The sequence below is a fragment of the Extensimonas vulgaris genome, from assembly GCF_003337425.1.
In the GTDB taxonomy this organism is placed as follows: Bacteria; Pseudomonadota; Gammaproteobacteria; order Burkholderiales; family Burkholderiaceae_C; genus Extensimonas; species Extensimonas vulgaris.
Map to the genome: position 1 here is coordinate 410,874 of NZ_QPJU01000001.1, position 20,740 is coordinate 431,613.

Consider the following 20,740-nt stretch of genomic DNA (forward strand, 5'->3'; position numbering starts at 1 on the left):
CTCTTGGAGACTGCAATGACTGCTATCTTTTTTGACATTGAAACCATCCCCAGCCAAGCGCCCGGCGCCCGCGAGCAGGCGCGGCAATCCGTGCGCGCGCCTGGCACATTGCGCAAGGCCGAAAGCATTGCGGCATGGCACGCAGAGCATGGCGACGAAGCCGCCGAAGAGCTTTACAAGCGGCAGGCTTTGAGCCCGAGCGATGGCGAAGTCTGCTGCGTAGGATTCGCACTTGACGATGCCGACCCCGTGGCCGTGGTGCGCGAGCTGAATGAGTCCGAGGGCGACTACCTGCGCCGCGCGCTCGCTGTAGTCGATGAGCACCTGCGCGAAGCCAACCGGCAGGCCGACCCGCTGCTGCAACCGTGGATCGACGGCGCGCCCGTGTACCCCGTCGGCTTCAACGTCCTGAAGTTCGATTTGCCATTTTTACGCTGGCGCTGCTGGGCGAACCGGATCGCCACGCCGTCATGGCTGCCCGGCCCGTTTGCCCGAGCGCCGCGAGACCTTTGCGACGTGATGCTGCTCGCTGCTGGCCCCACGGGCATGATGAGCCTGGACAAGGTTTGCAGGGCGCTGGGGATTGCGTCACCGAAGGCTGAGGGCGTTGATGGCTCGCAGGTGCTTGACCTTTGGCGCAACAGTGCGCATGCCGATCTTGCCGCTTACTGCTGCGCCGACGTGGCGGCCACACGCGCATGCTGGCACGTCATGCAAGGGAGCTTCGGCGCCGCAGAGCCCGCCGTGGCGCAGGAGGCTACAGCATGACCGAGACACACTACATCGGCGTTGACCCAGGACTGACCGGCGCCGTGGCCGTGCTGACCGAGCGCGGCGAGCTGGTGGAGGTTGCCGACCTGCCGACATTTAAGGCGGCATCAGGGCGCAGCCTGATCGATGCGCAGCGCCTGGCGTTGATGCTTGGCAAGTACCGGCACAGCGCCCGCGTGTTCGTCGAGCAGGTGGCCGCTCGCCCGACCGATTCGCGCGTAGCTGCGTTTGCCTTTGGCCGCTCTTTAGGGGCTATCGAGGCCGCCGTGGCAATCGCTGGCATCCCTATGACGCGCTCGCAACCTGCGGCGTGGAAGCGCACAGCGGGCATTGGCGCTGGCTCAGCAAAGGATGCCAGCATCGAAGCAGCACGGCGCCTTGTCCCAGCGAGCGAGCCGCTACTGACCGCGAAGTCGCACCATAACCGCGCCGATGCGCTGTTGATCGCCTGGCACGGACTGCGGCACGGTTAGCACGACAAAAAAGGTACTTCCCGGCCACCCAGCCCGAGGGTAATTCGACCCCCGCGGCTTGGGTAGGTAGTACCGTGTTGGAGTACTGACGCGACCATGCCACGAGCACCAGACCAAGCCGCCCGAGCGCGTAGAAACGAAGCGATGCGCCTTGATCGGGCTATGGGGCGCACCGTTCGCCAGATTGCAGCGCTGCACGGCGTGGGGCTTGGCACGGCCTGGCGCGTGTCTCATGATGTTCCAATGCTGCTGCTGCCCGCCTGGCACCGAAAGCGCCTGCACGAAGAGCCGTGCACGCAGAACATAAACATGCACAGCTATCTGGCGCCACGCTGATCGAGCGCCACGGCACCGCCACAAAGACCCGGCCCCGAGCCGGGTTTTTCTTTGGGCCTGCGCGCCCTGGTGCACCACCACCATGACCGGCGTGATCGAGGAAAACCGAATAACCCCACGCCGTTGTCGGTTACATAGCGCTTACATGGAGTTTTTGTAAGAAAAAAGCACCTAGGCATTTCTGCGCTAAGTGCTTGATTTTATTGGTAGGACGTACAAGATTCGAACTTGTGACCAACGGATTAAAAGTCCGCTGCTCTACCAGCTGAGCTAACGTCCCATTTTTTGCCGCTGCATGCTTAACCGCATACAGGAAAGCCTTGCATTATAGCTTCTCTTTTTCAGACTCCTTGATTTTTTGCGATGGGCTCGTGAGTCGATCGAGCACCCAGCCGGCGGCGCATAGGCCGAAGGTGGCGGTCACGGTGACGACCGAGCCGTAGCCGTGGCAATTGAGCGTGCCGTCGCCCTGCACGGCGCAGGAGGCATCTGGCGGGGCGACGGCCTCGCGGCTGAAGACGCAAGGGATGCCTATGGGTTTGCCCGTGCGTAGCGCGCCGTGGTGTTTGCGCAGGCGATAGCGCAACTGCGCGAGCAGCGGGTCGTGCGTGACGGCGCTGAGGTCGGCGATCTCCACCTTGTGCGCCAGGCGCTTGCCGCCCGCGGCGCCGGCGCAGATGAGCAGGGCTCCGGTCGCGCGCGCCCAGGCAGCCATCGCGGTTTTGGCCTGCACCTGGTCGCAGGCGTCTATGACGGCATCCGGCAGCTCGGGCAACAAGGCGGGCCAGTTGTGCGGCGTGGCGAACTCTTCGATGCAGTGGACGCGGCAGTAGGGGTTGATCTCGGCGATGCGCGCCTGCATGGCCTGCACCTTGGCCTGGCCCAGCGTCGAAGACAGCGCATGAATCTGGCGGTTGACGTTGGATTCGGCCACGTGATCGAAGTCGATCAGCGTGATGCGCCCGACGCCGCTGCGCGCGAGCGCTTCGGCCGCCCAGGAGCCTACGCCACCGACGCCGACGACGGCCACGTGGGCCGCGCGGATGCGCTGCGCGCCTGCGATGCCGTAGAGGCGCTCGAGGCCGCCGAAGCGGCGCTGCAAATCTACCTCTTTCGGCACCGCAAGCATTGCAGGGTCTGCGTGAGCAGCACTCATTTCAATAGCAAAAGACGCTCTTTGGCCGCCACGGCCGCTTCGGACTGTGGGTAGGTGCGCAGCAGGTCTTCGAGCGTTTTGCGCGCGCTGCGTGTGTCCTTGAGCTCGATCTGGCAGTTCGCGATGGCAAGCTGGGCCTCGGGCGCCTTGGCATGCAGCGGCGCTTGCGCGAGCAGTTGCTTGAAACTGTCGATCGCCGCCTTGTAGTCGCGCAAGGCGTACTGCGCGTTGCCGAGCCAGAAGCGCGCCGAGGGGAGGTAGCCGCTGCGCGGGTATTGCTGCAGAAAATTAGCGAAAGCCGTGCGCGCGTCGGCAAATTTGCCGGCGCGAAACGCCGCGAGTGCGGCCTCGAAGTCGCGGATTTCCGCAGGATCGGCCTGGAACTCCTGGCCATCGACCGAGACTTTGACCGGCTCCAGCTTGCGCAGGCGTGCGTCCAGCGCTTGCGCCATGTCTTTTTGCTGGCGCTGCAAATCGGCCACGTCACGCATCAATTGTTCGTTTTGCCCACGCAGCTTGGCTTGGTCGGCACGCAGCGTCTCGATTTGCGACTGCAGATCGAGCAGGCCGCGCCGCTGATGCTCGTTTTCGTTCGTCAGCTGATCGACGCGCTGGCGTAACTCGAGGATGGCACGGCGCGCCTCATCGTCCTCGAACAAGCCGGCGTGGCCCGCTGGCAAGAGCGCACAAAACAGCACCAACGCGAGCAAGGCCCGCGCTGCACTCGACAAGCGCCACCAAAAGCTTGCCATGGCCATCAACGGTAGGAAATTTCGACGCGGCGGTTCTTCGCCCAAGCTTCTTCATTGTGGCCCTCGACGGCGGGCTTTTCCTTGCCGAAGCTCACGGCTTCCATCTGGCTGTCGGATACCCCCAGCAGCGCCAATGCGCGGCGCACGGCCTCGGCACGTTTTTGACCCAAGGCGAGGTTGTATTCGCGCCCGCCACGTTCGTCGGTATGGCCTTCGAGCACGACTTTGCGGCTCGGATTGGCCTTGAGAAAACGCGCATGGGCTTCGAGCAGCGACTGGAACTCCGGCTTGATGACGTAGCTGTCGAAGTCGAAATACACGAGCCGGCTCACGCCTTGCGGGCCGGCCGCGTCACGCGCGCTTTGCCCCAAATCCACGCCTGCCACGGTGCTTTGCGCGGTGTTGGAAGTGTCGGCCCCGGTGGTCGGGACGGCGGTTTTGTCTTCGACGGGCGGCTCGCTCAGTTTGACGCCGGAGCTGCAGCCAGCCATGAGGATGGCAATGACAAAAGCCAGGGTAATGCGTTGGATCATGGAAATTTCTCCGCAAAGTCATGAAAGGAAAAAGTACGACACGGTCAAAACTCAGGTTTTCTGGAACGGCCCCCAGTCGGGCTCGCGGATGTCGCCGCTCTGTCCGGCCAGGCGCGCCTTGATCTTGCCGTCGAGCGTGGTCGTCATGAGCGCCTCGCGCCCTTGGACTTGCGTGGCGTAGAGGATCAGGCGGCTGTTGGGCGCAAAGCTCGGGCTTTCGTCGGCGTTGGTGTCGGTGATGGCGGTGATCGCGCCCGAGCCCAGCTCCATGACGTGCAGCTTGAAGGCGCCGCCGATGCGCGCAATGTAGGCCATCCAGCGGCCGTCGGGGCTCAGCGCGGGCGAAATGTTGTAGTTGCCCGTGAAGGTCACGCGCTCGACGTTGCCGCCGCCCACGGGCATTTTGTAGATTTGCGGCGAGCCGCCGCGGTCGCTCACGAAATAAATGCTGCGGCCGTCCTTGGTGAAGACCGGCTCGGTGTCTATGCCCGCGCTCTGGATCAGGCGGCGCGGCTCGCCGCCGTTCGCGTCGATGAGGTACAGCTGCGAATTGCCGTCGCGCGTGAGCGTGACGGCCAGCGTGCGGCCGTCGGGCGACCAGGCGGGCGCGCTGTTGGAGCCGCGAAAGTTGGCGATCAGCCGGCGCCGCCCCGTGGCCACCTCGTGCACATAGACCACGGGCTTGCGCGACTCGAAGGACACGTAGGCGATCTGCGCGCCGCTGGGCGACCAGGCGGGCGAGATGATGGGCTCGGGGCTCGTGAGCGCAGGCTGGGCGTTTTCGCCGTCGGCGTCGGCGATCCAGAGGCTGTAGCGCCCGCCCGCTTTGGTCACGTAGGCGATGCGCGTGGAAAAAATGCCGCGCTCGCCGGTGAGTTTTTCGTAGATGAAGTCGGCGATGCGGTGCGACACCAGGCGCAGGTCGCCCTGCGTGACGACGAAACCCTGCCCGCCGAGGTCCTGCCCGCGCACCACGTCCCAGAGGCGAAAGCGCACGTCGTAGCGCCCATCAGCCAGGCGCGTGACGCTGCCCGCAGCGAGCGCGTCGGCGGCTTTTTGCCGCCACGGCGCGAGGTCGGGGCGCGACATTTCATCAAGCGCCGCGCCCGCGGTATCGACGCCGCGAAACTGCCCGCTGCGCTCCAGGTCGGCCTGCACGATCGCGGCGATCTTCTGCGGCGACTGCGCCTCGCCGCGAAACGGTGCGATGGCCACGGGCAGCTGCGTCAGCCCCACGCCCGTGACCTCGACGCGAAACTGCGCCAGCGCCGGCAAGGCCGGGCTGACCGCCAGAGCCGCGAGCATCTGGCGACGCAAGAGCCCAGGGCGCTGCGGCAGAGACGAAGGGGAGCGAAGAGAGGAATGTGAGAGATCAGTGGTCATGGACTGCCTGCGAAAACCGCGCATCTGCCGCCTAAGCCGAAAAGCCTCGAATGGTACACACAGCACCCACTGCGGGCGTGACAAATCGTCTAAGCACCGATGACCCGTAGAATCCGCGCGCCATGCAAAGTTCCCCATCACAAAACGGAGCGCAAGAGAGTGCTGGTGTGCCACCCGCGCCCGCCCCATCCCCGGCGCCCGAGGCCGGCCTGCGCGCGCGGCTGGCGCGGCTCTCGCCCTACTTCGGCAACCAGCGCCTGGCCTGGTTCGTGGCTTTTGCGGCCACCATTGCTGGCGCGGCGACCGAGCCCTTGATTCCGGCCCTGCTCAAGCCGCTGCTGGACCACGGCTTTACCGAGCGCGACTTGCCGCTGTGGACGGTGCCCGTGGCCATCGTGGGCATTTTCTTCATCCGCGGGCTCGCGCAGTTTGCCGGCCAATACGCGCTCGCGCGCATCGCCAACGACGGCATGCAGAAGCTCCGCCAACGCCTGTTCGAGCGCATCCTGGTCGCGGACATGGCGCTGTTTTCGCGCAAGACGGCGAGCGCGCTCTCGAACGCCGTGGTGTATGAGGTGCAGACCGGCGCGATGCTGCTGGTGCAGGCGCTGCTCGGCATTTCGCGCGACGGCTTCACGCTGGTGGCGCTGCTGGGCTACCTGATTTATCTGAACTGGCAGCTCACGCTGATCGTGGCCGTGATGGTGCCGGGCGTGGGCTGGATCATGAAGACGCTCTCGGGCCGCGTCTATCGCCTGACCAAGAGCAGCCAGGAGGCGACCGACGAGCTCGCCTACGTGGTCGAGGAAAATGTGCTCGCGCACCGCATGGTGCGCCTGCACGGCGCGCAGGCCAGCCAGGCCCGGCGCTTTGCACGCCTGAGCCAGCGCCTGCGCCAGCTCGCGATCAAGTCTACCATCGCCTCGGCGGCGACGACGCCGCTCACGCAGCTGCTGGCCGCGGTGGCGCTGTCGGCGGTGATCTGCATCGCGCTGTGGCAAAGCCAGGGCGCGATGGCAAACCGCGAAGTGACCGTGGGCGGCTTCGTGGCCTTCATCGCGGCCATGCTGATGCTGATCGCGCCGATCCGCCGCATGGCCGACATCACGAGCCCGATCACGCGCGGCGTGGCGGCGCTGGAGCGCGGGCTTGCGCTGCTCGACGAGGCCGGCGCCGAAAGCGGTGGCAGCTACGCGGTAGCGCGCGTGCAGGGCGCGATCACGCTGCGCGACGTGAGCGTGCGCTTCGACCCCGAACGCGCGCCCGCGCTCGATCACGTGAGCCTGAGCGTGCAGCCCGGCGAAGTGGTGGCGCTGGTCGGCCCCTCGGGCGCGGGCAAGACCACGCTCGTGAACCTGCTGCCGCGCTTCATCGATCCAACCTCGGGGCAGGTGCTGCTCGACGGCCACGCGCTGCCCGAGTGGCGCCTGGACGCGTTGCGCGCGCAGTTTGCGATGGTGAGCCAGGACGTGGTGATGTTCAACGACAGCATCGCCGCCAACGTCGCGCTCGGACAGGAGGTGGACGAGCAGCGCGTGCAGGCGTGCCTGGCTGCGGCCAACCTCGGCGACTACGTGGCCGCGCTGCCGCAAGGCATACACACGCTGGTCGGGCACAACGCCACGCAGCTCTCGGGCGGGCAGCGCCAGCGGCTCGCGATTGCGCGCGCGCTCTACAAGGACGCGCCCATCCTGATCCTCGACGAGGCGACCTCGGCGCTCGACACCGAATCCGAGCGCCTGGTGCAAGAAGCCCTGCAGCGCCTGATGCAAGGGCGCACCACGCTGGTGATCGCGCACCGCCTCTCGACGATAGAGCACGCCGACCGCCTCATCGTGATGGACAGAGGCCGGGTCGTCGAACAGGGGACGCACGCAGAACTGATGGCGCGCGGCGGCCTCTATGCGCGCCTGCAGACGCGGCCCGGCGGGCTGGAGTCCGAAGATGCTTGAGCGCCAGCAGCTCAGCGGTAGCCGCTGAACAGGATCGCGATGTTCACGGCAAGCGCCAGCGTCCACACGGCACTGCGCGCCATGGCCTTGTCGGCCACGTAGAGCCAGATATAGACGAGGCGCAGCGCGATGAAGGCGAGCGCGAGCGCATCGACCAGCCCCTGGCGCGCGCCGAGCTGGTGCGCGATGATGACCGCGCCAATGAAAAACGGTAGCGCCTCAAAGGTGTTGGCCTGCGCCGCGTTGGCGCGTGCGGCCGCGCCCTGCTGGCGCGCGAGCCATTCGCGTGGGGCGTGGTTGTCGTAGCCGCCCGCTTGCGGCGCGCGGCCGAAGCCGCCTTTTTTCGCGAGCGTGGCGCAGACCAGCGGCAGCAACGCCGCGATCAGCACGCACCAATAGGCCAGGGTGAAGTGGGTTGTCGTTGGCATGTTCTCCTCCGTGGGTGTCATTGCGGGGATGGCGATGTTGCCAGAAGCCACGCGCCCACGCAGGGCCAGGGCACCATGGGGAAGAACGAACGGCGCAAGAGGCGGCACGCCCTCAGCGCCGGTCGGCAAGCGCGTGTGCGATGGTGCCCAGGTCCACGTATTCGAGCTCGCTGCCCACGGGCACGCCGCGCGCCAGGCGCGTGACGCGCACGCCGCGGCGTTGCAGCGCCTCGCTGAGCACATGCGCCGTGGCCTCGCCCTCGGCGGTAAAACTCGTGGCGAGGATCACTTCCTGCACCACGCCGTCGCTCGCGCGCGCGATCAGCTCCTGCAGGCCGATGTCCTGCGGCCCCACGCCGTCGAGCGGGCTCAGCCGCCCCAGCAGCACGAAGTAAAGCCCGCGAAACGCCCCGGTGCGCTCGAGCGCCGCCTGGTCGGCCGGCGTCTCGACCACGCACAGCCGCGTGGCGTCGCGCTGCGGATCGAGGCAGGTGCTGCAGACCTCGGCCTCGGTGAAGGTGTGGCAGCGCGCGCAGTGGTGCACCGAGCGCACGGCGCCCTCGAGCGCGCGCGCGAGCTGCTCGGCGCCTGCGCGGTCGTGCTGCAGCAGGTGGAAAGCCATGCGCGTGGCCGACTTCACGCCCACGCCCGGCAGACGTCGCAAGGACTGGATCAGCGCATCGAGCGCATGGGACTGGGTCATCCAGAGGGCAAAAAATAAAACGAAAACCGGCTCAAAGGCAAGCAGGACGCGCGCTAGTAGCTATCAAAAATTCAGAACGGGAACTTCATCCCACCGGGCAACCCGGCGGTGAGCTTGCCCATTTTTTCGGCCGAAGTCTCTTCAGCCTTGCGCACGGCGGCGTTGAAGGCTGCGGCCACCAGGTCTTCGAGCATGTCCTTGTCTTCGGCGAGCAGGCTCGGGTCTATGGTGACGCGCTTGACATCGTGCTTGCAGGTCATGAGCACCTTGACCAGGCCCGCGCCCGATTCGCCCTCGACTTCGATCTGCGCGAGCTCTTCCTGCGCTTTCTTGAGGTTGTCCTGCATGGCCTGGGCCTGCTTCATGAGGCCGGCGAGCTGTCCTTTGTTGAACATGAAATTTCCTTTGCGAATGAAATAATGGGGGAATGTGGATGTGGATCGCAGCGGCTTTTCGTCAGTCCGGCCGGATGCTGCCAGGGACGATTTTCGCGCCGAACTCGCGCTGCAGCGTCTGCACGTAAGGGTCGCCCATGACGATTTCTTCGGCCTGGCGCTGGCGCGCGCTCGCAGCGGCGGCGTTGCGGCGCGCCGGGCTGTCCGTGACCAGGCCGACTTCCACGCTGATCCGGCTGGCGTAGCCCGCAGCCTCGAGCGCGCTGCGCAGGCGCTCGCGCGCCGTGGGCTGGTTCAGCGCCTCGCGCTCTACACGCAAGTGCCAATGGTTGCCGTCGCGCGCCACGAGCTGCGCCTGCAAGGCCAGTTCGCGCACGAGCGCACTGATGGCCTCGCTCGCCACGAGCTGCTGCACTGCGGCGTGCCAGACGTCGCCGTCTTCGCCACCTTCGCCATGTTCGCCGCGCTCGCCCGCCACAGCTCGCGCGCCTGCTACGACCGGCGCTGGAGCGGCCGCCGTGGCATTGCTGGTGGCACTGGCCAAGGATGGCGCCGCCGTGGGCACGGCTTCGGACACCGCTGCCGAGGCAGTCGGCACCCGCGGCTGCAAGCGCGAGCTCACCGGCTCCGCCATTTGGCGCACCGGAATCGCTATGACAGCAGGAGCTGCTTGCGCTTTATCTGTCTGCCTTAGAGGCGTTTTTTGCTCTACATCGGGAAGCGCCGCAGGCTCCGTTGAGGCATTGTCGGCAGGTGTTTCAGCGACACCTTGCGTCAATGCTTCAAAAACTCCTGAATTCGTAGCTGCCTGCGCAGGTGGGATGCGCGCTAAAGCCTCTTTTTGCTCTAATTTTTGCACAGCAGGCGGCGCCATGGGTACCGCTGCGGCAGGCGCGCGCGCGGCGGCTTCAGGCGGCGTCAGTGTTTTTTTTTCCGCGTGGGCTGCACCGCCAGCGCCGCCCGCCGGTTTGAAGGCCAGCAGGCGCAGCAGCACCATGGTGAGCGCGGCGTATTCGTCGGGCGCAAGGCCCAGCTCGGCGCGGCCGTGCAGGCACAGGCTGTAGAGCAGCTGGGTTTCGTCGGCCGGCAGCAGCGCGGCCAGGCGCGCGGTTTCGATGGCCTCGGGGTCTTGCGCATCGACGGCGGCGGCCATTTGCGGCACGGCCTGCAGCACCGCCATGCGCTGCAGCACGGCGCTCATTTCTTCGAGGGTGGAAGCGGCCGAGAGGCCATGCAGGCGCAGCGCCTCGGACGTTTCCACCACCGCGCGGCCGTCGCCCTGCGCCAGCGCGTCTATGAGGCGAAAGACATAGCTGCGATCGACACTGCCCAGCATCTGGCGCACCGCGGCCTCCTGCAGCTGCCCGCTGCCGTAGGCGATCGCCTGGTCGGTCAGCGAAAGCGCATCGCGCATGGAGCCGCGCGCGGCGCGCGCAATCAAGCGCAGCGCCTGCGGCTCGGCGGGCACGTTTTCTGCCGCGAGCACGCGCACGAGGTGGCTCTGCACCGTCTCGGGCGCCATGGGCCGCAGGTTGAACTGCAGGCAGCGCGAGAGCACCGTGACGGGCACTTTTTGCGGGTCGGTGGTGGCGAGCACGAACTTGAGGTACTCGGGCGGCTCCTCCAGCGTCTTGAGCATGGCGTTGAAGGCCGTGTTCGTGAGCATGTGCACTTCGTCGATCATGAAGACCTTGAAGCGTCCCTGCACCGGCTTGTAAACGGCCTGCTCGAGCAGCGCCTGCACCTCCTCGACGCCGCGGTTCGAGGCCGCGTCGAGCTCGGTGTAATCGACGAAGCGGCCGCTGTCGATCGCCGTGCAGGCCGCGCACACGCCGCACGGGCTGGCCGTGATGCCGCCCTGCCCGTCGGGTCCCTGGCAGTTGAGCGACTTGGCCAGGATGCGCGACACCGTGGTCTTGCCCACGCCGCGCGTGCCCGTGAACAGGTAGGCGTGGTGCAGGCGCTGCTGCGTGAGGGCGTTGCTCAGCGCCTGCACCACGTGCTCCTGCCCCACCATTTCGGCAAAGTTGCGCGGGCGGTACTTGCGGGCGAGCACGACGTAGGACATGCGGCCGATTCTACGGGCAGGCTACAATCGCCGGCGACGGGCCTCCTCGCATGGTGAAGCGGCCAACCGGGTCAGGTGGGGAACCAAGCAGCCCTCACCGTGGAGCCAGTGCCGGGGTCAGGCTCGTCACCTTTCTTCTTTTTCCCTCTTTTCCCGCCCTTCGTCCTTTGCGTGCGTGGGTTTCGGGATTTCCACGCACCAGACACTTTGCCCGCTGCGCAAAGTATTTTTTGCAATAGATGCGGCCCAGGCCTCTGACCGACGCTGCCCAATGCCTCACTTATCGTCCCCGCCCCCCCAGCGCAAAGCCTTGTTTGACAAAGGGCCTGTAGGCCGGCACGGCGGCTGGCAGCTTGCGCTGCTGGCCCTTTGGCTGTGGGCCTGCAGTCTGCCTGCGCAGGCCGGGCCATGGCTGATCAATAACCGCCCCACGGCGCGCGCACACGAGGCCGTAGAAATTCTCGCCGACGCCGCGAGCGAAGGGCTGGAGCCCGAGGATTACGGTGCTGGCGCACTCGCGCAGGCCGTCGCTGCCGCAACGCACGGCGCGGCACTGAACAAGGCCACGGCGCAGCAACTCGAAAACGCACTCAGCACCGCGCTGCAGCGCTTCCTGAGCGACCTGCATTCGGGCCGCGTCGATCCGCGCGCCGTGCACCAGGACTACAGCCTGCCCGCCCCCACGCGCACCGACCCGGCGCAGCTGCTGCAGCAGGCGCTCGCTGCGCCCACCTTGCACGCCGGGGTGCGCGCAGCGGCGCCGCAACTGCCGCAATACGCCCAGCTGCGCAGCGCGCTCGCGCAATACCGCGCGCTCGGCGCGCACCCCGCCTGGGCCGCGCCGCTGCCGCCTTTGCTAGCTCCTGCGGCAGCCTCGGCCCCCAAGACCGCGGCGAAAGTTACGGCGCGCAAGGCCAGCCGCAATCCCAAACTTGATCTGGGCCAGGAATGGGTCGGACTGCCGCTGCTCGTGCAGCGCCTCGTGGCCCTGGGTGATCTGCCGCCGGACACGCCCGTGCCCGCGCGCTACGACGAAAGCGTGCAAAACGGCGTCAAGGCCTTCCAGGAGCGCCACGCGCTTGACCCCGACGGTGTGATCGGCCAGGCCACGCTGGAGGCGCTCAGCGTGCCGCCCGCCGCGCGCGCACAGCAGATCGCGCTGGCCATGGAACGTCTGCGCTGGACGCCGCTGTTGCGCGGCCCGCGCATGATCGTGATCAACGTGCCCGAATTCATGCTACGCGCCTACGAGCAGCAAGATGGCCGCATCGTGCTGCGCCTGGCCATGAAGGTGATCGTGGGCAAGGCGCTGAACACACGCACGCCCTTGTTCGACGAAGACATGCGCTTCATTGAGTTCAGCCCCTACTGGAACATCCCGCCCTCGATCGCGCGCAGCGAAACCATCCCGCGCCTGCGCCGCGACCCGAGCTACTTCGAACGCGAGGGGCTCGAGTTCGTCGATTCTCAGGGCGGAGTGCACACCACGCTCTCACCGGCCCACCTCGACGCCGTGCTGCGCGGCCAGATGCGCATCCGCCAGCGCCCCGGGCCGCGCAACGCGCTGGGCGACATCAAGTTCATCTTTCCCAACAACAGCAACATCTACCTGCACCACACGCCGGCGACGCAACTGTTCGCACGCCCGCGGCGAGACTTCAGCCACGGCTGCATCCGTGTCGAAGACCCGGTGGCGCTCGCACGCTTCGTGCTGCAAAACGACCCCGCCTGGCCCGAGGAGCGCATCCGCGAAGCCATGGCCGCGGGCAAGTCCAGCACCATCCGCCTAGCCGAACCCATCCCCGTGGTGATCGCCTACATCACTACGGTCATCAAGCAAGGCAAGGTACATTTCTTTGCCGACCTCTATGGTCACGACCGCCTGCTCGCGCAGGCGCTGCGCGAGCAGGCCGAACAACGCCGTGCCGCGCCCTTACCCGTGCCCGTGCCGCGGATCGCACCATAGAAAAGAATGCGGAAAACCCGCTTTTCGCTCAGGAAACCGCCATGCCCCAGTTGCCGTACCCATTTACCCGCCACACCACGCGCCGCCGCCTCCTTGGCCTGGGCCAGTGGCTGCTCGCTGGCGCCGTGCTGCCGCAGGCGCCGCGCGCCTTCGCCAGCGTGCCCGAGGCGCGCAGCCTGTCGTTCCACCACACGCACACGGGCGAGCGCCTGGCGCTGGTGTATGCGCTCAACGATCAGTTTGTGCCCGAGGCACTGTTCAGCCTGAACCACTTTCTGCGTGACCACTACAGCGGTGCCATCGGCAGCATGGACCCGCAGCTCTTCAACCTGTTGCACCTGGTGCGCCAGGAGCTTGGCACACAGCAACCCTTCGAGGTGATCTCGGGCTACCGCAGCCCCGCCACCAACGACACCCTGCGCAACACGCGCGGCGGCGGCGTGGCCAAGCACAGCCTGCACATGGTCGGCAAGGCCATCGACGTGCGCCTGCCCGGCGTGCCGCTCACCGAGCTGCGCGACGCCGCGCTCTCGCTGCGCCAGGGCGGCGTGGGCTTTTACCCGAGCGAGCAGTTCGTGCACCTAGACACGGGGCCGGTGCGGCGCTGGTGAGGTGAATCATGAATTTCAGCATCGAATGCGAAGAAGAAACCGACGGTCGCTGGATTGCCGAGGTGCCTCAGCTACCGGGCGTCCTGTGCTACGGCAACACGGCCGAGGAAGCCATGGCCAAGGCTGAAATACTGGCGCTGCGCACGCTGGCCGAGCGCCTCGAGAACAGCGAGGCTCGTCCCGTTCCCATCCATATTTCCATCCCCATCGCCGCATGAGCCAATGGCCGTCCATCAAGGCCAGGCGTCTGCTTACGGTGTTGCTTGGCATGGGCTGGAGGATCAAACGGCAGTCGGGTTCTCACCGCACCTTGACTCGCGAGGGATGTCCAGATTTCGTCTTCGCCTTTCACGACGGCGAAGAAATCGGTCCGCGGATGCTCGCGCGCATCGCCAAACATACCGGCATCACTCCGGGAGACCTGTAGCCCAGTGGTTGCTTGCTGCGCCTCGACGCGGCCAAGCTACACCACCACCACGCGCCCGTCCCCACTGAGAAAAGCCGTGTACACGGATACATCGCCCGCTGGTGCCACCAAGGCTTTCACCGCCTCGCGGTAATGCTTCAGTTGTGAGAGCAAATCGGCCTGCTGCTCGGGCGCGGCGGCGCTTTTGTAGTCGAGCACCCACCAGCCCGCGAGCTCGGCCGGGCTGTGGCGATGGACGAGGCGGTCCAGGCGCAGGCTCTGGCCCTGGTAGTGCAGCGGCACCTCGTTCGCGGCCTGCGCGATGCAGTCCGGCTCCCAGGCCCAGGCGCCGTCGCCCGCGAGGATGCGCTGCGCGAGCGCGGCCGCCTGCGTGGCGGTGGCAAGGCTCAGGCCGTGCGTCTGCGCGAGCAACGCGAGACGCGTCGCAGGCCAGCCCGCGCGGCGCCAGGTCTGCAGCTGCAGCGCGCTCGCAACGCCGGCTTGTTCGAGCAACTCGTGCATGGCATTGCCCAGGCGCGCCGCGGGGTCATGCGCTGCGGTGCTGTCCGGCCCCTGCGGGGGATCGCGGGCGGCGCTGGAAGCTGGGCCTGACACGGCGCCAGCCCCGGCGGCCCCGGCGGCCACGCGCGCAGGCTCAGCCTGGACAAAGACGGGCAGTTCCGGCAGCACGAAAGTCTGGCTTGCGGCAGCACCCGGCAGCGGCATCTCGGACGCTGCCTGCCTGGCGGCGGCGCTCTGGCGCTGGGCGTCGTCGGGCGTCGCAGTAGCCGCAGACACCGGAGCCACCGACACCGGAGCCACAGACGATGAGGCAATGGCCGGCGAGGCCGCCGCGGGCGCATGGGCAGCCTCCAGCGCCACATCTTCGAGCAAGCCGCCCGCCGCGGCGCCGATTTGCTGCCACCAGCTGTCGGCCGCGCTGCGGCTGGTCTGCGTGGCCGAGAGCACGAGGCAGCGGCGCGCGCGCGTCATGGCGACGTAGAGCTTGTTGCGCTCTTCGCGCAGGCGTGCCTGCAGTTCGGCGGCGAGCGTTTCTTCGGCGCTCGGCGGCGGCTCGGACTCCTTGGCCAAAAAAACGAGGCGGCGCGGCGCGGCCTGCGCGCCCGGCCAGTCGATCAGCACACCCATGCTCTCGGCCTTTTGCGCGGGTGCGTCGCAGTCCAGCAGCAGCACGCAGTCCGCCTCCAGCCCCTTGGCGCCGTGCACCGTGAGCAGGCGCACGGCCTGCAGATCGGCGCGCAGCGGCGCGGGCACGCCGCCTTTTTTCATGGCGCGCACGAAGGCGTAGGGCGTGAGGTAGCGTCCGCCCGCGTGTTGCAAGGCGGCGCCGAGCAGCGCGCGCAGCTGCGCCTGCACGAGCTGCCGCTGCGCCGCGGGCGCGGCCGCGGCAAAGCGCGCGAGCACGTCGCCGTGCGTGTAGATGGCGTGCAGCGCGTCGTGCGGCGGCAGGCTGCGCACCCAGCCCTGGTATTGCATCAAAATGGGCCCTAACGTGCGTCCATCCTGCGTGAGCAGCTCCTCTTTTTGAATCAGCTCGAACCAGCTTGCCGGCTGCGCACAAGCGCGGCGCAAATACGCGAGCTGCACGAGCTGCACGAGCTGTGCGTCCGCCAAGCCGAACAAGGGCGACTTGAGCGCACGCGCGAGCGCCAGGTCGTTGCCCGGCGAGACCAGCGCGTCGAGCAGCGCCACCACGTCCTGCACCGCGGGGGCGTCGTAGAGGTCGGCCTTCTCGGGCTGCACGCAAGGGATGTGCAGCGCGCGCAGCGCTTCTTCCATGAGCGCGAGGCGGTCGCGCTTTTGCGCGAGCACCAGCACCTCGCGCGGCGGCGTGCCGCTTTCGATCTGCGCCGCCACCCACTGCGCAGCCTGGGCGCATTCGCGCAGGCGCAGGCTTTCCTCGGGCGTGTGGCGCGGCGTCGTGAGGCTGTCGCGCCATTCTGGCTGGGCTTGTGCTTGCGCCGGGGTCTGCGCAGACGCGGGCGACGCGGCCTGCCCCTCGGCGCCGCTTTGCATGCCGCTTTGCATGCCGCTTTCGCCGGCGCCCTCGGCACCATTCACGCCGCCCTGCCCGGCGTCGATGCCCTCCTGCATGTCGCTCGCTTCGGCAGCCGTGGCTGTGATCGGCGGCAGGCGCAGCAGCCGACCCGCGTCGCGCGACTCGGTGCTGTGCGCGCGAAAGCCGCTCGTGTGGCCCTGCGCCTGCGCGGCCTGCATGACCTGGTTCACGGCTGCGAGCACGCGCCGCGCGTTGCGCCGCGTGTGGTCGCAGCTGAGCAAGTCGCCACCGAGCGCCGTGCGCACGAAGTCCTGCGCAGCCACGAACACCTGCGGCTCGGCGCGGCGAAAGCGGTAGATGCTCTGCTTGGGGTCGCCCACGATGAACACGCTGGGCGCCGCACCGCCGCCCGCGCCCGCGTAGCCCGACAGCCAGGCGTGCAGCGCCTGCCACTGCAGCGGGTTGGTGTCCTGGAACTCGTCGATGAGCAGGTGGCGCACGCGCGCGTCGAGGCGCTCTTGCACCCAGCCGCTGAGCACAGGGTCGGCGAGCATGCGTTGCGCCATGCGCTCGACGTCGTTCATGTCCACCCAGCCGCGCGCGCGCTTGAGCGCGGCAAACTGCGCGAGCAGACAGCGCGTGAGCCGCGCCATGCGCTGCTGGTGCAGCCAGGCCGCATGCTGGCGGCGCGCGCGCAAAAGCACTTGCAATTCGGCCTCGGCTTCTTGCGCCGCAGGAAATTTTTGCAGGTGGTTTGTCAGCCGGTCGGCACTCGCCACGAAAAGTGCCTTGCGCAACCTGTCCAGCCGCGCGTCGAGGTCTGCACACGTCAACGCATCGACGATCGCGGCGGCGGCTTTTTGCGGCGTCTTGTTGCGCTCTGCGGCAAGCGCTTTCGCCCACGCCTGCCAGCGCGCGAGCGCCTCGGGTTGCGCGAGCGCCTGCGCCGGTTCTTCGAACGCCTGCAATGGGGCAGACATCTGCGCGAAATGCGGCACCGATGCCGCGACCACGCCGGCTGCGTCGGCCAGGTCGAATTCCACGCGTTTGGCCAGCACTGCGGCGAGCGCCTTGTGCGTTTGCGTGCGCCCATGCGTGGCCACCACGGCTTCGTAGTCGGCACGCAGCGCCGCGTCCGCCGCGACGGCTTGCAAAAACGGCTGCCAGACCTCGCGCACGGCCTGCGCGTCGTCTTCGAGCAGCTCGAAGCGCGCGGGCAGGCCATGCTCCTGCAGCACCGCGAGCGGCGCCGTGCCCAGCAGCGCGGCAAACCAGCTGTGGAAGGTGCGAATCTGCACGGGGCGCGCGCTCTCGAGCACTTGCCGATATAAATTCCGTAGCTGCTCACGCTGATTGGATGCGGCCTGTGGGCTCAAACCCCTGTGAATCAGCTCCTGCGTGAGTGCCTCGGGCGGCAGTTGCGCGAACTGTTGCAGCCATTCTTGCAGGCGCGCGCGCATCTCGCCCGCGGCCTTTTTGGTGAAGGTGATGGCCAGAATCTCGTGCGGCGCGCAGCCTTCGAGCAGGGCGCGCAGCATGCGCGAGACCAGCATCCAGGTCTTGCCCGCGCCCGCGCAGGCTTCCACGGCCACGCTGCGCCGCGGGTCGCAGGCGATGGCGTAAAACTCGGCGCGTTCGACGTGGCGGCCATTGTGTTCGTAGGCGGCTTGTTCGGGCAGCAGCGCGTCTGCGTCCGCCTCTTTGTCGGAAGGTTCCATCTCGGTCGGCTTGCTCGTCATTGCCAAAAATCCTTGCGGCACAGGCCGCGCGCGGCGCAAAAGTCGCACACCGGGCCTTCGCCCAGCGCGGGCAGCGGCGCCCCGGCGGCGATGCGGCCCAGGTCGCTGCGGATGCCGGCGCGCAGCAGCGTGCGCAGCGCGAGCACGTCTTGTTGCTCGTAGGTCGCGGTTTCGCCGCGCTCGCCCACGTTCACATAGGCCGCGCGCAGGCGTTCGGCGCCGAGCAATGCGGCATAAAACGCGAGTTGCGTGTCCTCGGCGCCGTCTGCGATGCGCTGCTTCGTCTTGGCTGCGCTCTCGGTTTTGTAGTCGATCACGAAGGGAATGGGTTCGCCTTCCGGCGGTTCAGGCACTTCATCGACGCGGTCCAGCTTGCCCACGAGCCGCCACGCGTCGAGCGGCTGCTCGAGCGCCAGCTCCGCCTGCCGAAACACCGCGCCCTGCGCTTCGTGCTCTGCGAGCCAGCGCAAATAACCGTCGCGCACCTGCGGCCAGGTCGCGGCAAAGGGCAGAAAGCCGCCCGCGTCCAGCCCCAGATGCGCCGTCGCGGACTGCGCCGCGGCGTCGAGCAAGTCCGCACGCGCGGCAGCATCGGACGCGGGCGCGAAAACATCTGACGCTGACGCATCACGCAGCCGCTCGTGAAAATGTTGCAGCACGAGGTGCAGCCAGCTGCCGAAGTCGCGCTTGTCGATCTCGGCTTCGAGCTCGCCCGCCTCCTGCAAACCGAGCTGGCGCAGCGCAAAAAAGCGGTACGGGCAGGCGCGCAGGTCGGCGTACATGCTCGCAGAGAGCTTGCGCACGGGCAGCGATGCCGCGCTGGGCGCGGGCCGCAGCGTAGGCGCCGCGCAGACTTCGCGGGCGCAGCGCGCGTCCACGCCTGCCGCGGTCAGGCCGTCGCATTGCAAAGCCTGCAGCAAGGGGCTGGGCAAAAGCGGCTCGCCGCCCTCGTCGCTGCTGCGCCAGAGCACATCCACCGCGGGCAGCTGCATGGCGCTGCGCCAGGCGGCGCGCTGCGCGGCGGCGAGCTGCGCGCGCGTGGGCAGGCCCCAGGCGCTGCGCTGCGCCTCGCTCCACGGGCCCTGGGGCTCGGGCGCGGCCGGCAGGCGCTTTTCGTCGCAACCGGCCAGCACCAGCGCATCGAAGGGGCGTGCGAGCAGTTGGGCCAGCGGCAGCAGCACCACGCGCGCGCCCGCTGGGGCCGGCGGCACATAACGCGCGGCCTCGAGCACGGCGTCGGCCCAGCGCGTGAATTCGGCCAGCGTGAGGCGCTGCGCCGCGCCCTCCCAGTCGTCCAGGCCCCACTGCAGCGCTTCGTGCAGGCGCAGCGCCTGCAGCACGAGCGCACCCGCCGCGTCGCCCTCGAGCGGTGCCCACAGGCCGCTGGCCGCAAGCAACTCGCGCAGCGCACGCAGCCAGTCCGCGAGTGGCCGCGCCGCGTGCAGGCGCGCGCGCCAGCGCTCCACCGCGGTGATGAGCTCTGCCTGCGGCGGCCACTGGCTCCAGTCGCGCGCGGCCACGCTGCGCCAGCGCGGCGCGGGGTCGGCGCGCAGGCTGCGCTCGAGCGCGTCGAGCGTGGCGGCGTCGATGGCCGGCGCCTGCTTGAGCGCGTCGAGCACGGCGTCGCTCGCCGCGTCCCAGGCGCAGGCCTGCAGCAGCGCCATGGTCTGCGCCGCGGCACGCGTGGTGGAAAGCGTCCAGCCCGTCTCGTCGCGCACGGCCACGCCCGCACCCTCGAGCTGCGCGCGAATGCGGCGCGTGAGCGCGCGGTCGATCGCCCCCAGCGCCACGCGCGTGCGCCCTTGCGCGAGATGCGCGAGCACGCAGGCGGCCGCGCGCTGGGCCTCGTCCTCACCGTCGCTCGCGGCGTGCACGGCGATGCGCGGCTTGGCATCGTCAGCACTGTGCAACAAATCCTCTTTTTGTAGCTGCAGCACGAGCGCGGGCGTGCCACCACCGTCATTCCAATACGCACACAATGCCTGCGCCAAAGAGTCGGGCTGCAGGCCTTCGAGCAGCACGAGCACATCCGCCGCCGCGCGCACCGCGGGCGTGAACAGCACGTCGGTGGGATGCGACGAAGCCAGCACCCACTCGAGCGCGATGCGCGCCACGGCGGCCTCGTAGCGCAAAGGCTGACCGGCGTCCGGCGCGGGCAGCAGGCTGCGTGCGTGCTCGGCCCAGGCGCTGCGCTGCGACGGCGGCACGGCAGCGACGGCCGGGGCGAGCTGTACGGCGGCCTCCTGCAGCGGCGCGGCCAACAGCGCACGCTCGGCGCCCAACCCCGCGCGCTCGAGCAGGCTGCGCGCGCTCAGGGCGTCGCGCGCCGCTTCGCCGCTGAAGTCGCCCGCCGCCGGCACCCAGGCCGCGAGCGTGCGCGCCCAGCTGCGCGTGGTCGCAAAGCGCGGCGCAAAGCCCTCGGGCTGCCAGCGAGCCCAAAAGCGCTGCGCCCACGGCAGCAGCTGCGCAAACGGCAGCAGCACCACGGTGCGCGCTTGTGGCACGGGATGCGCGCGCAGATGCTCCGCGAGCCTGGTAAAAACAGGGCGCCAGACGCTTTCGTAGCAATCGTCTAAAGCTATCGCATCCATAGCGTGCACAGGAGCAGCCATACCGCCATGCACAGAATCGGTTTCTGTCAAAATGCCCCCCAGTCAACTGAGAGCCTATTTCCATAGGCTCTTAGCGAGCCCCAGCAATAAGGAATCTTTATGGCCAACGAACTCATCAAACACATCTCCGACGGCAGCTTCGAGGCTGACGTGCTCCAGTCCCCCACGCCGGTGCTGGTGGACTTCTGGGCCGAATGGTGCGGCCCCTGCAAAATGATCGCCCCGATTCTCGACGAAGTCGCCAGCAGCTACCAAGGCAAGCTGCAAGTCGCCAAGATGAACGTCGATGACAACCGCGCCATCCCCGCCAAGTTCGGCATCCGCGGCATCCCCACGCTGATGCTGTTCAAAAACGGCCAGCTCGCTGCCACCAAGGTCGGCGCAGTGGCCAAGGCGCAGCTCACGGCCTTCATCGACGAGCAACTCGCTTGAGGGC

Annotated in this window: 19 protein-coding genes, 1 tRNA gene and 1 other RNA gene; 10 read left to right on the top strand and 11 right to left on the bottom strand. The window is 68.0% G+C overall.

What is annotated here, in order from left to right:
• The first annotated feature begins 15 nt into the window (after nt 1-15).
• The 3 genes from DFR45_RS01870 (at nt 16) to DFR45_RS14445 (ending at nt 1,580) form a co-directional block, all read left to right on the top strand.
• On the top strand, nt 16-768 hold the full coding sequence (locus DFR45_RS01870) for a 3'-5' exonuclease family protein (RefSeq protein WP_158636984.1): 753 nt from the start codon (nt 16-18) through the stop codon (nt 766-768).
• Nucleotides 765-1,244 (top strand): RuvC family protein, encoded by a 480-nt coding sequence (locus DFR45_RS01875; protein WP_114481989.1) that lies wholly within the window; start codon nt 765-767, stop codon nt 1,242-1,244. The genes DFR45_RS01870 and DFR45_RS01875 overlap by 4 nt, the downstream gene beginning before the upstream one ends.
• 162 nt (nt 1,245-1,406) lie before the next feature.
• A complete protein-coding gene (locus DFR45_RS14445) occupies nt 1,407-1,580 on the top strand; it encodes a hypothetical protein (protein WP_158636983.1) in 174 nt (57 codons plus the stop codon).
• Nucleotides 1,581-1,784: 204 nt separating this feature from the next.
• Here the strand turns inward: DFR45_RS14445 and DFR45_RS01880 are convergent.
• From DFR45_RS01880 to tolB, 5 genes are all read right to left on the bottom strand, one after another.
• A tRNA-Lys gene (locus tag DFR45_RS01880) sits at nt 1,785-1,860 on the bottom strand.
• 45 nt (nt 1,861-1,905) lie between these two features.
• Nucleotides 1,906-2,709: a tRNA threonylcarbamoyladenosine dehydratase gene (locus DFR45_RS01885; RefSeq protein ID WP_242005149.1), complete on the bottom strand. Its 804-nt coding sequence runs from the start codon at nt 2,707-2,709 to the stop codon at nt 1,906-1,908.
• 23 nt (nt 2,710-2,732) lie between these two features.
• The gene (gene ybgF, locus DFR45_RS01890) at nt 2,733-3,488 is read right to left on the bottom strand and encodes a tol-pal system protein YbgF (RefSeq protein ID WP_114482195.1); all 756 of its coding nucleotides are present in this window, start codon (nt 3,486-3,488) and stop codon (nt 2,733-2,735) included.
• Nucleotides 3,489-3,493: 5 nt separating this feature from the next.
• Nucleotides 3,494-4,021 (bottom strand): peptidoglycan-associated lipoprotein Pal, encoded by a 528-nt coding sequence (pal, locus tag DFR45_RS01895; protein ID WP_114481991.1) that lies wholly within the window; start codon nt 4,019-4,021, stop codon nt 3,494-3,496.
• A 51-nt stretch (nt 4,022-4,072) separates the two neighbouring features.
• A complete protein-coding gene (gene tolB, locus DFR45_RS01900; RefSeq protein WP_241659376.1) occupies nt 4,073-5,326 on the bottom strand; it encodes a Tol-Pal system beta propeller repeat protein TolB in 1,254 nt (417 codons plus the stop codon).
• 200 nt (nt 5,327-5,526) lie between these two features.
• On the opposite strand from tolB, the gene msbA reads away from it, so the two are divergent.
• Nucleotides 5,527-7,356 (top strand): lipid A export permease/ATP-binding protein MsbA, encoded by a 1,830-nt coding sequence (gene msbA / locus DFR45_RS01905; RefSeq protein WP_114481993.1) that lies wholly within the window; start codon nt 5,527-5,529, stop codon nt 7,354-7,356.
• Nucleotides 7,357-7,367: 11 nt separating this feature from the next.
• Here msbA and DFR45_RS01910 read toward each other — a convergent pair whose 3' ends face one another.
• The 4 genes from DFR45_RS01910 to dnaX form a co-directional block, all read right to left on the bottom strand.
• On the bottom strand, nt 7,368-7,784 hold the full coding sequence (locus tag DFR45_RS01910) for an MAPEG family protein (protein ID WP_114482196.1): 417 nt from the start codon (nt 7,782-7,784) through the stop codon (nt 7,368-7,370).
• Between the two features lie 112 nt (nt 7,785-7,896).
• Nucleotides 7,897-8,487 carry a recombination mediator RecR gene (gene recR / locus DFR45_RS01915; RefSeq protein WP_114481994.1) on the bottom strand — a complete coding sequence of 197 codons (591 nt, stop codon included), beginning with the start codon at nt 8,485-8,487 and terminating at the stop codon, nt 7,897-7,899.
• Between the two features lie 71 nt (nt 8,488-8,558).
• Nucleotides 8,559-8,882: a YbaB/EbfC family nucleoid-associated protein gene (locus DFR45_RS01920; protein WP_114481995.1), complete on the bottom strand. Its 324-nt coding sequence runs from the start codon at nt 8,880-8,882 to the stop codon at nt 8,559-8,561.
• Between the two features lie 61 nt (nt 8,883-8,943).
• Complete coding sequence (gene dnaX / locus DFR45_RS01925; RefSeq protein WP_114481996.1) at nt 8,944-10,950, bottom strand: DNA polymerase III subunit gamma/tau; 2,007 nt, start codon at nt 10,948-10,950, stop codon at nt 8,944-8,946.
• Nucleotides 10,951-10,985: 35 nt separating this feature from the next.
• Here dnaX and ffs point away from each other — a divergent pair.
• The 5 genes from ffs to DFR45_RS01950 all read left to right on the top strand — a co-directional run bounded on the left by ffs (nt 10,986) and on the right by DFR45_RS01950 (nt 13,954).
• Nucleotides 10,986-11,081: signal recognition particle sRNA small type (ffs, locus tag DFR45_RS01930), an RNA gene on the top strand.
• Nucleotides 11,082-11,260: 179 nt separating this feature from the next.
• Nucleotides 11,261-12,916, top strand: a complete 1,656-nt coding sequence (locus DFR45_RS01935) for a L,D-transpeptidase family protein (protein ID WP_338324288.1) — start codon at nt 11,261-11,263, stop codon at nt 12,914-12,916.
• Nucleotides 12,917-12,957: 41 nt separating this feature from the next.
• A complete protein-coding gene (mepK, locus tag DFR45_RS01940; RefSeq protein ID WP_114481998.1) occupies nt 12,958-13,527 on the top strand; it encodes a peptidoglycan L,D-endopeptidase MepK in 570 nt (189 codons plus the stop codon).
• Nucleotides 13,528-13,535: 8 nt separating this feature from the next.
• Nucleotides 13,536-13,745 carry a type II toxin-antitoxin system HicB family antitoxin gene (locus DFR45_RS01945; RefSeq protein WP_114481999.1) on the top strand — a complete coding sequence of 70 codons (210 nt, stop codon included), beginning with the start codon at nt 13,536-13,538 and terminating at the stop codon, nt 13,743-13,745.
• The gene (locus tag DFR45_RS01950; RefSeq protein WP_114482000.1) at nt 13,742-13,954 is read left to right on the top strand and encodes a type II toxin-antitoxin system HicA family toxin; all 213 of its coding nucleotides are present in this window, start codon (nt 13,742-13,744) and stop codon (nt 13,952-13,954) included. The genes DFR45_RS01945 and DFR45_RS01950 overlap by 4 nt, the downstream gene beginning before the upstream one ends.
• A 36-nt stretch (nt 13,955-13,990) precedes the next feature.
• Here the strand turns inward: DFR45_RS01950 and DFR45_RS01955 are convergent, their stop codons facing one another.
• Both DFR45_RS01955 and DFR45_RS01960 read right to left on the bottom strand, forming a co-directional pair.
• Nucleotides 13,991-17,671, bottom strand: coding sequence for a UvrD-helicase domain-containing protein (locus DFR45_RS01955; RefSeq protein WP_114482197.1), 3,681 nt, complete (start codon nt 17,669-17,671; stop codon nt 13,991-13,993).
• Nucleotides 17,672-17,688: 17 nt separating this feature from the next.
• Nucleotides 17,689-20,283: a PD-(D/E)XK nuclease family protein gene (locus tag DFR45_RS01960; RefSeq protein WP_114482001.1), complete on the bottom strand. Its 2,595-nt coding sequence runs from the start codon at nt 20,281-20,283 to the stop codon at nt 17,689-17,691.
• Nucleotides 20,284-20,403: 120 nt separating this feature from the next.
• Here DFR45_RS01960 and trxA point away from each other — a divergent pair, with 120 nt between their 5' ends.
• Nucleotides 20,404-20,736, top strand: coding sequence for a thioredoxin TrxA (trxA, locus tag DFR45_RS01965; protein WP_114482002.1), 333 nt, complete (start codon nt 20,404-20,406; stop codon nt 20,734-20,736).
• The last annotated feature ends 4 nt before the right edge of the window (nt 20,737-20,740 follow it).